We start from the raw sequence: 12,316 nt of genomic DNA on the forward strand, positions 1-12,316 counted from the left end.
ATGGAGGTGTACCGCTCAACAGGGGCCCCTGCAGTGCTGTATCGCACGGACGGCACCCCGGTCAGCGAGGGTGGCGGGCCGGTCGATCCTCCCGGGCCGCTGACGGCCTGGCGGGCACTCCTCGCCGCCGCGGATACCACGCACGCGGTGATGGTCGCGGCCGGGGATTCGCTCACCGACATGGACGCGACCAGCATCGATTCGACGGGCTGGACAGCGAACCTCGCCCGCCAACTCACTTCGCACACCCCGGGGACGGTGGATTTCCATGACGTGGGTGCTCTACCCGGCTGGGCCCCTGCGTGGGGTGCGGCGGGTGTGCATATCGTGAATGTCGCGATCTCGGGTCGCACCTCGTACAACTATGTTCACGCGACGGAGACGATCCCGCAGATCGTCGCGGCCGGGCCGACCATCGTCACCCATATGATCGGAATGAATGACTACAATTTCAGTCTTCGTACCCCGGTCCAGGTCGCGGATGAGATCGTCACCCGAATGGGAATGATCGACACGGCGCTCACGGACGTGGGGAAGGATCTCCCCGCCCACGTGGTCATGGTCGAGCCCCGGGATGCCTCGCTCCGTCCGGAGCAGCCCTTCGACTGGTGGGACTCGTACGGCACCGAGCTCGCCCGGATCGTGAACGCGGACCGGACACGCCGCATCCTCGTGAACATCGATCAGGCGTTCGGGGACACGCCGGGTCTGCGTGGCCCCGACGACATCCACCTCACGACCGCCGGATACCAGGTCGTCGCGGACACGATGCTGAGCGCGCTCATCTGACCCCCACCCCCCCCCGTGAAGGCCCCCGGTATCCCCCGGGGGCCTTTCCCATGCCCGAGGAGGCACCCCATGGCACTCGCCATCGACACCAGCAAGACCAGCCCCAACCGCTCCCGGTCCAAGCTGCGGCCGCAGGGCATCGTGATCCACCACTGGGACGACCCCCGCAAGCACCCGACCTTCGGCGGCGTCGTCTCGTGGTTCATGAACTCGCGCGCCAAGGTCTCCGCGCACTACGTCGTCGAGTCCGGCAGGGTCGCGCGCATGGTCCCGGAGGATCAGCGAGCCTGGCACGCCAAGGGCGGCAACTCGAAGTACCTCGGAATCGAGTGCAACCCTCGCCAGTCCGATGCCGACTACGAGACCATCGGCGCGCTGGTCGCGGACATCTGGCGTCGCCATGGTGTGCTCCCGCTGATCCGGCACCGCGCCGTCAAGGGGTCCTCCACGGACTGCCCCGGCACCTACGACCTCGCCAGGATCGAGGCGATCGCGCGCCGTCACCTCGGGGGCGGGTCCGGCACCAGCGCCCCCGGCGGATCGGCCGTGAAGCCGTCCGGCGGGAAGGTCGCGGTCGACGACCGCTACGGCCGCGAGACGCACTCGGAGGTGCAGCGCCGCCTCGGCCAGCCCGTCGATGGCCGCCTCGGGAAGGGCGATCTCGCCGCGCTCTGCCGCTACCTCGGGCTCCCCGTCTACACGGAGATCTCCGATCAGCCCCGCACGGCCGCGCAGATCGGCAACGCGATCGTCCCTGCGATCTGGGATTACGATCCGGCGCACACGGGGCCGCGCTCGAAGATCGTCCGCCACCTCGAGGCGGTCGCGGGCGCGACTGTGGACCGCGGCGGCTGGGGGCCCGGCCTGACCGGCGCGATCCAGCGGTCCCTGAACGCCGACTCGAAGTTCCTGACTGCGGGAGGGCGGCCCGCGGCACTCGCTCGCATCAAGGCCGCGGGCCTGCTGTGATCGCCACGTACCCGCCGCTCCGGTCCTGGCGTGCCGCCCAGATCCTCGGGTGGCTCGTCGGGGCCGGGGCCGGGACCTGGGTCCTCACCGCCCCACCCCAGTCCTACCAGGGCATCGGCCTGCTGCTCACCCTCGCATGGGGCGGAATGCTGCTCCTCGGCTCGATCGTCGCTCTCGCCGGGATCCTCACGCGCAGGTACCGCATCGAGCTCCCCGGTCTCACGATGACCCTCGGCGGCCTCGGCGTCTACTGCTACCTGTCCTGGGAGCAGACCCTCACCACCGCCCCCGGGTCAGGGCCCCGCACCCTGCTGCTGATGCTGCTGATCGGCGTCGTCGCGAGCCGGGTCTGCATCCTCCTCCACGCCGCGCGCGAGGCCCGGCGTCTAGCCGCGAGGGAGCCGCCCGCATGAGCCCCGAGCTGATCGTCTCCCTGATCGTGGCCCTCGGCGGCGGCGCGACGGTCAAGCTCATCGTCGACGCGATCAAGGATCGCCGGCGCGGAATCACGTCAGCAGCGATCGAGCAGGAGCAGAACGCGCTCCAGGGCTACAAGGACCTCGCCGCCGAGTACAAGGCCGATCTCGCGGCACTCAAGACGGAGATGCGGGAGACGCAGGCAGCGAACGCGGAGCGCTTCTCCCGGATCGAGACTGAGCTCGCGGTGGAGCGGTCCACGCGCTGGGCGGCGGTGCAGTACGCCCGCGAGCTCGTCGCGCTGATCGTCCGGCTCCTGCCGGGCACGACCGTGCCTGAGCCGCCCGAATCTCTCGCTGACCACATCATCATTCCCAGGAAGGACCTCCCATGAGCATCCTGACCAACCCTGCGTTCTATCTCGCGACCGCGGAACGTGCCGTGAAGACGACCGCGCAGTCCGCCGTCGCGATCCTCACCACCGACATCACCGGGATCCTCGAGGTCGACGCCGTCCAGGCCCTCTCGGTGATCGGGCTCGCGACCCTCGTGTCGGTGGCAACGAGCTTCGCCTCCATCCCGATCTCCGGCAGCGGCCCGTCGCTGACGTCGGCGGAGCAGGTCGACCGAGTCCCGACCCATCGCGCCGACACCTGACCCCCGCACAGTGAACCGCCCCCACCTGGCTACGGCCGGGCGGGGGCGGTTTCGTGCGTCCGGGGTCAGTCGAGCGGCCGGGTCAGCTCGGGCCCGTCTCCGCGCAGCGGCATCACGGGGTGGAACTGCAGCGCCTCGATCGCGGGGGTCGACGCCGCGACCATCGCATCCACGAGCCCCTGGCTCCCCTCCGTCCCGGGGTCGAGCCATTCCGCCTGCGCGTCCTCGGGGAGGATCAGGGGCGCGCGGTCATGCAGCTCGGCCGCTGGGCCCGTCGCAGCCCGGGTGAGGATGGTCGCGGTGAGGAGCCACGGATCCTCGGAGCCCTGCGGCCGCCACCAGCTGTACAGACCCGCCGCCATGATCGGGCCCTCGCCGTGGATCCAGTGCGGCACCCGCGAGCCCTTCGCTCCGGACCATTCGTAGTAGCCGGCCATCGGCACGAGGGCGCGGCTGCTGCGCAGAGGCCCCTTCCAGGTCCGCTTCGTCGCGAGCTCCTCGCTGCGGGCGTTGAAGGTCGGGAACCGACTCGCGAGCTCGGTTGCCCAGGGCGGCACGAGCGACCACCGCGCGCTGGCGACCCGGCGGGTCACCTCACCATCGTCCAGGGTCTCGAGCAGCACCGGGATCTGCTGGGTGGGCTTGATGTTCCAGGAAGTCCAGGGCTCCCACTCCCGCCAGGACCGGCCCGTGGCCTCCACCCACCTCGTGATCTCAGCATTCACGGCGTCGTCGATCGCGAATCTCCCACACATGCGCGCCTCCTTCATCGGGGTTCGGCCATCGTAGCGGCGGTTCAGCGGGGCTTGACGTCGTACGGATCATCGGGGCGGCGGAGGTAGGCGCGGAGCCAGTCGTCGACCGCCGCGAATGTCCGCCCGATCCTGGCGGCGCGCTGCTCGATCGTGATGCTGGTGTCCATCGCGATCTCAGCTTCCCACTGCTCCCAGGGCCGTCCGGACCGCGATGCGCCGGGGAGGGTGCGGGCCTGCCGCTCAGCGGAGGCGGCCGCCTCGGCCGCGCTACAGGCTGCGCACCGGCAACCCTGACTGTACGCGAGCCGGGATCCGTGCTCAGCCGTGATCCGCTCCCGTGCGATGCGACGGAGCCGATCGAGACGCTTGTACTCCGACCGGGCCTCGAGGCAGGTCTCGCACCGGCAGCCGTGGTGCTGCCATGCGGAGGGTGTTCCGTGGGGAATCTCCCGAGGCGGGGCCGTGACGCCTGCCTTGCGGAGCGCGCGGCTGACCGCGTCCTCCCCGATCCCGACCTCGGCGGCGATGGCCGAGTACGGCGCTCCGGCGCGTCGCATCTCGATCATCCGCGGCATCGCGGCCGCGAGCTGCGCCCGCGTGGTCACCCGGCCAGGAGGTTTGTCGTCGGGGATGCCGAGTCTGCGACGGGCGCGGTGCATCGAGCACAGGCCGCGCGCGCGATGCGGCCGATCGCATCCCTCGACGGTGCAGACGAGCCGGGTCGGGTGACTCATCCTCTCCCGCGTCGCGTCCGAGGTCAGCGGGGTGTCCGCGGGCAGGCCGTGCCGCTCACGGTACGCCTCCTGTGTGATCCCGTGCGCGCGGCGGATGTGCACGGCGAGGGAGCGGTACGTCTGCCCACAGTCGAGGCAGGTGAGGCGGTCACCGTCGGCGGACATCGTGGGCGAGGTCCTCGGCGGTCGGGGAGTCTTCGTCGGGGACTGTCGGGACAGGACCGTCGATGATGTAGGCGACGCCGTCGTGGGTGTGGGTGATGGTCGCGGAGAAGCTACGGGTGTCCATCGGGAGGTCCTTTCCTGGTAGGGTCCCTCGTAGAGGACCCAGGTTATGTGGACGTGCCCCGCTTTTGCGGGGATGAGCCGTTGCTGACGGCCAGAGGGACCATACGCCCTGCGTAGCAGGGATGAGCCGGAGTCGCATGGCCGAGATTCGACGGACGTACGATCGGCCGCAGCACTGCCCCGCGCAGCGGGGATAGAGCGCCCCACCATGCAGGTGGGGCGCTTCTGGTCTCAGCGCTTCTCGATCTTGGACGCGGCGGCCTCGGAGATCCCCAGCAGCGCTGCGGCACGCTGGTTGGTGCACTTCTCGGCACGGACGGCGGCACGGGCGGTGCGTCGACGGCCTACCAGCTGTGCGCGCTTCTCCTCGAGCGCCTGGAGCGCGAGGTGCGAGGCGACGAGCTCACGCTCCGCGTCGGTGCGCGGGATGGCCCTGCGGAGAGGTGCGCTGGTCGCCTCGGTGCCGGTGACGTGCCGGACGGGTCCGCCGGCGGCGCGGGCGAGGCTCCCCAGGTTCATGTCGAGGATGTTGGTCGCGAGGCCGAGCGTGCGGGCGTCGTCGCGGTCGATCGCCCAGCTGCCGTCCTTGGGGCGGAAGGTGCGGGCGATGATCCGGCCGTCCTCGGCGACGATCACGCCAGCGGTACCGGCTTGGTCGGGGTCGAGGGAGCGGGCCCATTCGACGGTGGGGTCGGTGATGGTGGGGTCGGTGGTCTCGAGCGCGGCCTGCACGCGAGGGGTGATGCGGTCCATGGATGGCTCCTGGGGCGTGGGGCGGGGCCGTGGTGGCCCCGCACGGGGCGGTCAACGGGTCAGGCGGTCTCGCGGCGGGCGAGGACCCTCTCGATCGCGTCGGCGAGAGGCTCCTCGGGGCCGGTCCCACCCTCGACGGCAGCGAGCTGCCGCCCGATCTCCTCGCGGTCTCGCTCCCAGCGGGTCCCACTGACGTGGTACGCGCCGCGGTCCTCGGGGCCGTAGATCGCGTCGGCCACCTCGTACCCGCGGGCCTCGAGCTGTGCAGTGATCCACGGCGTGCACTCGTCGACCACGGCCTGCTTCTCGTCGTCGGTGAGCTGATGGTCGTCGTCGTAGAACATGAAGGTGGCCACTCCCTCGGTGTTGAGGATGTCGTCGAGGGTGCCCAGGTAGATGGTGTCCATGGTGTGCTCCTTGGTGGCGTGGCGGGCGGGGCCACCACGGCCCCGCCTGGGGGTGGGTCAGGCGTTGCGCTTGAGCTGGTCGATGTACCAGGAGGCGTCGGACTTGGTCATCCGGTGCAGCGGGGGGATGGCCACCGAGCCCTCGAGGTTCTGCGGGATGCCGTGCTGGCGCTCGAGCTTCACGATGAGGGCCTTCTGAGCGTCGGACGCGGCGTCCGCGCCGTGGCGGTTGTACCGGCCGGCCTCCGTGGCGGTGAGCCCGAGCTCGAGCCCGGCGACGAAGTTCTCGGCGTCCTCGCGGCGGGCCATTCCGGTGGTGCGAGTGACGCCCTCCTCGGTCCAGGTGATGTAGTAGCCGTCAAGCTCCTCGCGGCCGGTGAGGGGGTTGATCCAGGTCCGGGTCTCGATCGTGGCGGTCATGTCTGCTGTGCTCCCCTGGTGGTGTCCGACTTGATGGAACAAGATTAACCCCCGTTAAGACCTTTGCGCAACCCCCGTTAAGGTTGGTGTGACGACCGTTACCTCACCGTGACCTACCAGGGGTTCGCCTCCCGCCACCTGGCACTCCACCACGGATCCGTCCGCCGTCGGCCCGTGACCAGCCGAGTCCCCCTCAGCGTGACGTGCTCGAGAAGCCATGCGCGCACACGCTCGCGCAGCTCCTCCTGTCGGCCCTCCCACTCCATCGAGTCGATCAGCAGCTCGTGATCGCTGACCGTCAGTCGGTGCACGCCCTCCGGCAGCGACCGATCCCGGGTTCGGTCGACGGTGTCGACGTGCGGCCCCTGCACGGTCAGCTGTAGCCCGATCGCGACGCCGTTGATGACGACGGCCGCGTCCTGGTGGGCCTGGTAAGCGCGCATCTCCGGGCTGCGCGCGGCCATCTCCGCCCGCATCTCCGCCCACTCCTCGTGAGTGGGGGTCCCCATGCCAAGGTCGCGGGAGTCGCTCATGCCGACACCTCGCAGTGCTCGGTGCGGGTCAGCCAGGGATCGGGGTCGGGGATCGTGATGATGAGAGGTGCCATGCCCCTATGGTCCACCCGGGGTCTGACATCCGTAGTCCTGTCTACACCGGGCGCACATGCATGCAGGTCAGAACGTCGCTACTTTTGAGGCTACGATGGATGCCTACCGCGCGTCTCCGCAGGTCAGGGCTAGAAAAGGACTAGATCCGGAGCGGGTTCAAATCCCGTCGATCACCCCAAGAAACGCCCTGGTGACAGGGCGTTTTTGCGTTTTTTCATGCCCGCCCGCCGTCCGCCCGCCGTCCGGACGACGGCGCCGTTGGCGCCTCCCGGAGCTCGGCGCCCTCGAGGCCGCCACAACCCCCGCTGGAAAAGACGTGGTGGCGGGAACAGGGAGCCGCTACGGTCACCGGCATGGACCCCTCCGGCCCGGACATCTGGCAGCTCCCCGCCTCATACCTCCCCCATGCGGCGGAATGGCCCGATGCCGAGCGCTGGCTCCCCGCCCTTCCCGTGATCGCCGCCCGGCGGGCCCGGGAGTGGGGTCTCGCCGCGGACGGTCCGGCCATGCACGGGTGGACCGGCGTGGTCTGGCCGGTCCGGACGCGCGAGGGCCGCCGCGCGGTGATGAAGGTGTCGCCACCGGTCGACGGGACGGCCTTGGAGATCACCGCCCTGCGGGCCTTCGCCGCCGACATCGGGGAGACACCGGTGCCGATGATCGCTCCCCTCGCCGTCGACGAGGAGGACCGCGCGATCCTGCTCCCGCGCCTGGATTCCGGGCGCTCGCTCGAGGACCACGCCGACATCGACGAGGCGGTCACGGTGATCGCCTCGCTGCTCGCGGGGATCGCCGACGTCCCCGCCCCGACCGCCGGACTCCCGCGGCTCTCCGACGAGCTCGACGAGATCGAGCCGCAGCTGCGACCCGGCGGCGAGGTCGATCCCGCCGGAGCCGACCGCGCCCGCGGGCGCCTCACGGAGCTCCGCGCCCTCGCCGAGAACCCGGCCCGGCAACGGCTGCTCCACGGTGACGCGCATTTCCTCAACGTGCTCCATACGCGGATCGACGAGCCCGCGGCCTGGGTCGGCATCGATCCGTCGCCGCTGTCCGGCATCATCGAGTGGGAGCCCGTGCCGCTCCTGCGCAACCGGTGGGCCGATGCCTCTGCGAGCGGCGATCCCGACCGCGCTCTGCGTCGTCGGGTCGACCAGATCTGCGAGGCCACCGGCGGCGACCGCGCGCTGGTCCGCGCCTGTGCCCAGGTGCAGGCGGTCCAGGCCGTGGCGGGGTGGGGGCTGTCCCCGGCGCACATGCACCATCCGCCCTACGCGATCATGTCCCGCTGGTGAGGCCGGCCGCTCGAACGCGGTACTCTCGCCGCATGGACGCCGTCGTCCCCCGCCCGCCGCTGCGGCGTGCTGCCGCCGTGCTGCTCGCCGCCGTCATGCTGATGATCCCTGCCTGCACGACGCTTCCCGTCCCCGGCGGCCCCTCGTCCCCGTCGGCCCCCTCCCCCTCGGAGCGGAGCATCGATCTCGAGTCCCTGTCGCAGCTCTGCGGCGTCGAGGACTACGCACCGGGCGGACAGCCCGCGTTCGCCGCCCATGCGAGTCCGCTCGCGCCTGCCGCCGGGGGCATGAGCATCGCTGTCGACCTCGAGGTGGATCTCGCCTCCGGGCACGGACGGCACACGGCGGATCCGTCTCTCCTGCACGGCGCCGTGCTCGACGGCGCCGGGACGGCGGTCGGATTCGTGCGCGAGGTCCGCGTGGACGGCGTCGAGGTCGTCCCCGGCGAAGGCGCCTCCGCTCACGTGGAGGCGGATCTGGGCGCCTGCGCGATCCACGGCACCGAGCTGGGCGGCCCTCTGCCCGATGGTGACTATCGACTGCTGCTGTCCGGCTATGTCCGACCTGAGGACCACAACCACGGGCAGGCCGAGATCTGGGTCGTGGAGCCGCTTCCGCTCGTCGTCGCCGAGGGTTCGGCCCAGCTCTCCAGTTCCTAGTCCGGACGCCGCGGAGGGACCGGACGGCAGGAGGAGGCCGGGTGACGGGAGACATGGATCCCATCCCGCCACCCGGCTCGCATGCCTCAGGCGCAGTCGCCGACGGCCTTCCAGACGCCCCATGTCCCGGTGGTGCCCGGCTCCTCGCCGCGGGTCCACCAGTCGGCGCGGTAGGTGGCACCGTCATGGCTGACGGTGTCGCCGCCCCAATAGGTCGCCCGGGGATCCCAGGCCGCACCGCAGGTTCCGGGCTCCTCGGGCGTAGTCGGCTCCTCCGGGTCGGTGCTCCCGCCGGATCCGCCGCCGGTCTCGCCCTCACCGCCGCTTCCGCCGGCGCCGACGGTCACGTCGATGCAGCTGTAGAAGGCGTTGGCCGTATCGGCGATGTTCCACCGAGCCAGGATGGTGTGCTCCCCCTCGGGGAGGTTGTCGAGCGTATGCGTCACCGACTTGGGCGGCAGCTGCCCGCCCTCGTCGAAGGTCCGCCACGGCTGCCCGTCGACGAAGTACTCCCAGGTGCTGGTGCGGTGCTGGGCGGTGATGCTCCAGGTGAGGTCGAGGCTCGAGGAGACCTCGGTGCGCGGCCAGTCCTTCGACTCGTCGTCGAGGATCGCGAAGGCCGCGTTGCCGCCGCTGCACTTCATCGAGCCCTGCGGAGCCTCCACGCTCTGCGGCTCGTACTGGATCGCGCCGCAGTCGAAGGCGGTGGTGCCGCTGGCGCAGTGATCCTGGCGGCTGGGTGCGTCGGTCACCCAGCCATGGGCGCTGGCGGCGCCCGCACCGCCGAGAGCGAGCACGGCTCCTGCTCCCAGAGCGAGCAGACCGCTGTACATGGTTTTACGCTTCATCCGTGAAGGTCCTTCCCTTCGGGTCCGGCATCGGGTCCGCCCGATGCCGGAGGAAAGACAAGCAGGAACCCCCGCGGGCGGCGCGAGCCGTCTCATCGGCTTTGCCGACCGATGACGACCTCATGACCGGATTCTCGCCTGACAGGATCCTCGGCGGGCACGACCGTGTGCTCGTGCGCCCACGGCGACCACGAATGGTATACCGTTTCGGGTGATCGGAGGTGAGCGATGACGCATTCCCCGGACCCGGCCGCTCCCACATCATGGTGGCTCGACGACGTCCTGCTCGAGACGGCCCTCGTCCCCGGCGACGACGGCGAGCGCACCGAGACCCGGCGAGCCGCCGTCCTCATCGAGAGCGGCGCCATCGCCAGGGTCGTCCCTGCGCGCCCAGGCGTCCAGGAGCTCGACGGCCTCCCCGTGCACGACGGCCGCGGGCTGCTCATGATCCCCACGCTGCACGACGCCCACCTGCACCTGGACAAGACGTTCTACGGCGGCCCCTGGCAGGCGCCCGTGCCGGGAAGGTCCTGGCTCGCCGAGGAGGAGCGCCTGCTGCCCGGGATGTCCCGGGACATCCCCCGTCGCAGCAACGCCATCTGCGACCTGATCGTCGCGCATGGCACGACCCGCGTCACCGCCCACTGCAACGTCGACCACGTGGTCGGCACCCGCAGCGCAGAGCGGCTGCTGGAGGTGCTCGCCGGCCGCGACGATCTGGATGCGGAGGTCGTGGCCTACCCGCAGCACGGCATGCGCGGCGGCGAGATGCTGCCGCTCCTGGCCGCAGCGCTGCGGGCCGGCGCCGACGTGGTGGGCGGCCTGGACCCGGGATCGCGCGAGCGCGACATCGAGGGCACCCTCGACGCCCTGTTCGACCTGGCGCTCGAGCACGACGCCGGACTGGACTTCCACATCCACGACGGCGGGACGCTGGGCCTCTACGAGATCGAGAAGATCACCGACCGCACCCTGGAGTCAGGCCGCCAGGGCCGGGTCATGCTCTCGAACGCCTCCGCCCTCGGCGGTGTCGACCCGGGCGCCGCCCGTGCCTGTGCCGACCGTCTCGCGGCGGCGAGGATCGGCGTGGTCGCCACCGTCGGCGTGGGCGGTCTCCCGATCCCGGTGCCGATGCTCGACGCGGCCGGGGTCCGCGTCCGCCTCGGCAGCGACTCGATCACCGACATCCTCACGCCGTTCGGGCAGGGCGACATCCTCGAGCAGGTGTGGATGCTCGCCCAGCATCTGGGCTGGTCCGACGAGCGACGCCTGGCCGCGGCGCTCGTCTTCGGCGCCGGGGAGGCTGGCCGGTGGACGTCCCAGGGCACCAGGGCCTGGCCGTCCCCGGGCGCGCAGGCCAGCTTCCAGCTGGTCGACGCCCAGTGCACGGCGCAGGCGGTGGCCCGCCGCGCGCGGCGGGAGCTCGTGGTCCACCGGGGCCGCATCACCCACGACCGACGAGAGAAGGACCGAGCATGAACGTCCCCCATCCCCAGGACGACGCGGATCTGCTGATCACCGGCGCTCACGTGCGCGGACACGGCCCGGCCGACGTGGAGGTGCGCGACGGGCGCATCCGCCGCATCTCCCCTGCGGCGGCTGAGCCGGCCCCTGCGGCCGTACCGGTGCTCGACGGCCACGGGCAGGTGCTGCTCCCGGCCTTCGTCGATGCGCATTCCCACCTCGACAAGTCCCTCCTGGGAATGCCGTGGTACGACCGCGTCCCGGGCCGGGATCTGCGGCGCATGGTCTCCGACGAGCGGGAGCTGCGGCTGCGGGAGGACTGGGACTACGTCCGCCAGATCAGCCGCAACCTCGAGGTGATGATCGCCGCCGGGACGACCCGCACCCGCGCCTTCGCGGATGTCGACCTCGATGCCGGGATCGCGGGCGTCGAGGCGATGCTCGAGGTCAAGGACCGGTACGCCCATGCAGTGGAGATCCAGGTCATCGCCTTCCCGCAGAGCGGCATCCACGCGCATCCCGGGACGGAGGCGCTGCTCGAGCAGGCGCTCGAGCGCGGCGCCGATGTCCTCGGCGGGATCGATCCGTCGATGCTCGAGCGCGACCCCGTCCGGAACCTGGACCTTCTCTTCGCGATGGCGCAGCGGCACGGCGCCGGGATTGACGTGCACCTCCACGAGCCCGGCCCGCTGGGCGCCTTCAGCGCGGAGCTCATCATCGAGCGGACCCTGCGGGACGGCATGAGCGGACGCGTCACGATCAGCCACCCGGACTTCCTGGGAGGTGTCGACCACGGCCGGGCCAGGGACCTGATCGGACGGATGGCGGAGGCCGGCATCGGCCTGACCACGAACGTCCCCTCCGGCGGGCCGCTGCCCCCGCTGCAGGAGATGCTCGCGGCCGGGCTGCTCGTCGGCTCCGGCTGCGACGGGGCGCTGGACTCCTGGGGTCCTCTGAACCGCTCGGACATGCTGCTCAAGGGCTACCAGATGGCGGGACGATACGGGCTGGGGACCGACGCGCAGCTGGACACCGTCTACGACGTGATCGCCACCGGGGGCGCCGCGCTGATGGGCATCGAGGACCACCGGATCCGCGTCGGAGCCGAGGCGGACCTCGTGCTCATGCCCGGCGAGGTCCCGGTCGAGCCGATCGTCTCCCTGCCGCGGCAGCGCACCGTCCTGCGTCGCGGCCGGATCATCGCCCGCGACGGCCTGATGCTCCCGCCCGGGGCGGCGGAGCCCTCCCGCCGCTGA

General features: G+C 71.2%; 17 protein-coding genes and 1 pseudogene. 9 read left to right on the forward strand and 9 right to left on the reverse strand.

From position 1 onward, the window contains the following. The 5 genes from ACFFF6_RS06285 (at position 1) to ACFFF6_RS06305 (ending at position 2,832) form a co-directional block, all read left to right on the forward strand. On the forward strand, positions 1–789 hold the full coding sequence (locus tag ACFFF6_RS06285; protein ID WP_376979218.1) for an SGNH/GDSL hydrolase family protein: 789 nt from the start codon (positions 1–3) through the stop codon (positions 787–789). A 69-nt stretch (positions 790–858) separates the two neighbouring features. After that, the gene (locus ACFFF6_RS06290) at positions 859–1,758 is read left to right on the forward strand and encodes a peptidoglycan recognition protein family protein (RefSeq protein ID WP_376979219.1); all 900 of its coding nucleotides are present in this window, start codon (positions 859–861) and stop codon (positions 1,756–1,758) included. After that, positions 1,755–2,171, forward strand: a complete 417-nt coding sequence (locus tag ACFFF6_RS06295; RefSeq protein ID WP_376979220.1) for a hypothetical protein — start codon at positions 1,755–1,757, stop codon at positions 2,169–2,171. Before ACFFF6_RS06290 ends, ACFFF6_RS06295 begins: the two co-directional genes overlap by 4 nt. Then, entirely contained in the window at positions 2,168–2,569 is a 402-nt protein-coding gene (locus ACFFF6_RS06300) for a hypothetical protein (protein ID WP_376979222.1), read from the forward strand. Before ACFFF6_RS06295 ends, ACFFF6_RS06300 begins: the two co-directional genes overlap by 4 nt. Next, the gene (locus tag ACFFF6_RS06305; protein WP_376979224.1) at positions 2,566–2,832 is read left to right on the forward strand and encodes a holin; all 267 of its coding nucleotides are present in this window, start codon (positions 2,566–2,568) and stop codon (positions 2,830–2,832) included. The genes ACFFF6_RS06300 and ACFFF6_RS06305 overlap by 4 nt, the downstream gene beginning before the upstream one ends. Positions 2,833–2,897: 65 nt before the next feature. Here the strand turns inward: ACFFF6_RS06305 and ACFFF6_RS06310 are convergent, their stop codons facing one another. The 8 genes and pseudogenes from ACFFF6_RS06310 to ACFFF6_RS06345 all read right to left on the reverse strand — a co-directional run bounded on the left by ACFFF6_RS06310 (position 2,898) and on the right by ACFFF6_RS06345 (position 6,722). Further along, a complete protein-coding gene (locus tag ACFFF6_RS06310) occupies positions 2,898–3,587 on the reverse strand; it encodes an SOS response-associated peptidase (RefSeq protein ID WP_376979226.1) in 690 nt (229 codons plus the stop codon). A gap of 41 nt (positions 3,588–3,628) precedes the next feature. Continuing rightward, a complete protein-coding gene (locus tag ACFFF6_RS06315; protein WP_376979332.1) occupies positions 3,629–3,754 on the reverse strand; it encodes a hypothetical protein in 126 nt (41 codons plus the stop codon). Positions 3,755–4,387: 633 nt separating this feature from the next. Continuing rightward, positions 4,388–4,486: pseudogene (locus ACFFF6_RS06320) on the reverse strand (MucR family transcriptional regulator); the annotation flags it as partial. Beyond that, positions 4,470–4,610 (reverse strand): hypothetical protein, encoded by a 141-nt coding sequence (locus tag ACFFF6_RS06325; protein WP_376979228.1) that lies wholly within the window; start codon positions 4,608–4,610, stop codon positions 4,470–4,472. The pseudogene ACFFF6_RS06320 and the gene ACFFF6_RS06325, both read right to left, overlap by 17 nt. 230 nt (positions 4,611–4,840) lie before the next feature. Next, positions 4,841–5,362, reverse strand: a complete 522-nt coding sequence (locus tag ACFFF6_RS06330) for a hypothetical protein (protein ID WP_376979230.1) — start codon at positions 5,360–5,362, stop codon at positions 4,841–4,843. Positions 5,363–5,421: 59 nt separating this feature from the next. Further along, complete coding sequence (locus ACFFF6_RS06335; RefSeq protein ID WP_376979231.1) at positions 5,422–5,769, reverse strand: hypothetical protein; 348 nt, start codon at positions 5,767–5,769, stop codon at positions 5,422–5,424. Between the two features lie 57 nt (positions 5,770–5,826). Then, positions 5,827–6,189 (reverse strand): hypothetical protein, encoded by a 363-nt coding sequence (locus ACFFF6_RS06340; RefSeq protein WP_376979233.1) that lies wholly within the window; start codon positions 6,187–6,189, stop codon positions 5,827–5,829. Positions 6,190–6,302: 113 nt separating this feature from the next. Beyond that, a complete protein-coding gene (locus tag ACFFF6_RS06345; protein WP_376979235.1) occupies positions 6,303–6,722 on the reverse strand; it encodes a hypothetical protein in 420 nt (139 codons plus the stop codon). Between the two features lie 428 nt (positions 6,723–7,150). Here ACFFF6_RS06345 and ACFFF6_RS06350 point away from each other — a divergent pair, with 428 nt between their 5' ends. Together ACFFF6_RS06350 and ACFFF6_RS06355 are read left to right on the forward strand one after the other, a co-directional pair. Further along, positions 7,151–8,089 carry an aminoglycoside phosphotransferase family protein gene (locus ACFFF6_RS06350; protein WP_376979237.1) on the forward strand — a complete coding sequence of 313 codons (939 nt, stop codon included), beginning with the start codon at positions 7,151–7,153 and terminating at the stop codon, positions 8,087–8,089. A gap of 32 nt (positions 8,090–8,121) precedes the next feature. Beyond that, a complete protein-coding gene (locus ACFFF6_RS06355) occupies positions 8,122–8,748 on the forward strand; it encodes a hypothetical protein (RefSeq protein ID WP_376979238.1) in 627 nt (208 codons plus the stop codon). 86 nt (positions 8,749–8,834) lie between these two features. Here the strand turns inward: ACFFF6_RS06355 and ACFFF6_RS06360 are convergent, their stop codons facing one another. Continuing rightward, a complete protein-coding gene (locus ACFFF6_RS06360; RefSeq protein ID WP_376979239.1) occupies positions 8,835–9,596 on the reverse strand; it encodes a lytic polysaccharide monooxygenase in 762 nt (253 codons plus the stop codon). A gap of 228 nt (positions 9,597–9,824) precedes the next feature. Between ACFFF6_RS06360 and ACFFF6_RS06365 the strand changes: the two genes are divergently transcribed. Continuing rightward, positions 9,825–11,075 (forward strand): amidohydrolase family protein, encoded by a 1,251-nt coding sequence (locus tag ACFFF6_RS06365; RefSeq protein ID WP_376979241.1) that lies wholly within the window; start codon positions 9,825–9,827, stop codon positions 11,073–11,075. Beyond that, positions 11,072–12,316 carry an amidohydrolase family protein gene (locus tag ACFFF6_RS06370; RefSeq protein WP_376979242.1) on the forward strand — a complete coding sequence of 415 codons (1,245 nt, stop codon included), beginning with the start codon at positions 11,072–11,074 and terminating at the stop codon, positions 12,314–12,316. The genes ACFFF6_RS06365 and ACFFF6_RS06370 overlap by 4 nt, the downstream gene beginning before the upstream one ends.

The organism is Brachybacterium hainanense, assembly GCF_042434575.1.
Lineage (GTDB): Bacteria > Actinomycetota > Actinomycetes > Actinomycetales > Dermabacteraceae > Brachybacterium > Brachybacterium hainanense.

Excerpts from the sequence above, each read along its gene's own strand:
- ACFFF6_RS06285 (WP_376979218.1), top strand. The coding sequence starts at position 1 with ATGGAGGTGTACCGCTCAACAGGGGCCCCTGCAGTGCTGTATCGCACG.
- ACFFF6_RS06290 (WP_376979219.1), top strand. The coding sequence starts at position 859 with ATGGCACTCGCCATCGACACCAGCAAGACCAGCCCCAACCGCTCCCGG.
- ACFFF6_RS06300 (WP_376979222.1), top strand. The coding sequence starts at position 2,168 with ATGAGCCCCGAGCTGATCGTCTCCCTGATCGTGGCCCTCGGCGGCGGC.
- ACFFF6_RS06305 (WP_376979224.1), top strand. The coding sequence starts at position 2,566 with ATGAGCATCCTGACCAACCCTGCGTTCTATCTCGCGACCGCGGAACGT.
- ACFFF6_RS06310 (WP_376979226.1), bottom strand. The coding sequence starts at position 3,587 with ATGTGTGGGAGATTCGCGATCGACGACGCCGTGAATGCTGAGATCACG.
- ACFFF6_RS06315 (WP_376979332.1), bottom strand. The coding sequence starts at position 3,754 with ATGGACACCAGCATCACGATCGAGCAGCGCGCCGCCAGGATCGGGCGG.
- ACFFF6_RS06325 (WP_376979228.1), bottom strand. The coding sequence starts at position 4,610 with ATGGACACCCGTAGCTTCTCCGCGACCATCACCCACACCCACGACGGC.
- ACFFF6_RS06330 (WP_376979230.1), bottom strand. The coding sequence starts at position 5,362 with ATGGACCGCATCACCCCTCGCGTGCAGGCCGCGCTCGAGACCACCGAC.
- ACFFF6_RS06335 (WP_376979231.1), bottom strand. The coding sequence starts at position 5,769 with ATGGACACCATCTACCTGGGCACCCTCGACGACATCCTCAACACCGAG.
- ACFFF6_RS06340 (WP_376979233.1), bottom strand. The coding sequence starts at position 6,189 with ATGACCGCCACGATCGAGACCCGGACCTGGATCAACCCCCTCACCGGC.
- ACFFF6_RS06345 (WP_376979235.1), bottom strand. The coding sequence starts at position 6,722 with ATGAGCGACTCCCGCGACCTTGGCATGGGGACCCCCACTCACGAGGAG.
- ACFFF6_RS06350 (WP_376979237.1), top strand. The coding sequence starts at position 7,151 with ATGGACCCCTCCGGCCCGGACATCTGGCAGCTCCCCGCCTCATACCTC.
- ACFFF6_RS06355 (WP_376979238.1), top strand. The coding sequence starts at position 8,122 with ATGGACGCCGTCGTCCCCCGCCCGCCGCTGCGGCGTGCTGCCGCCGTG.
- ACFFF6_RS06360 (WP_376979239.1), bottom strand. The coding sequence starts at position 9,596 with ATGAAGCGTAAAACCATGTACAGCGGTCTGCTCGCTCTGGGAGCAGGA.
- ACFFF6_RS06365 (WP_376979241.1), top strand. The coding sequence starts at position 9,825 with ATGACGCATTCCCCGGACCCGGCCGCTCCCACATCATGGTGGCTCGAC.
- ACFFF6_RS06370 (WP_376979242.1), top strand. The coding sequence starts at position 11,072 with ATGAACGTCCCCCATCCCCAGGACGACGCGGATCTGCTGATCACCGGC.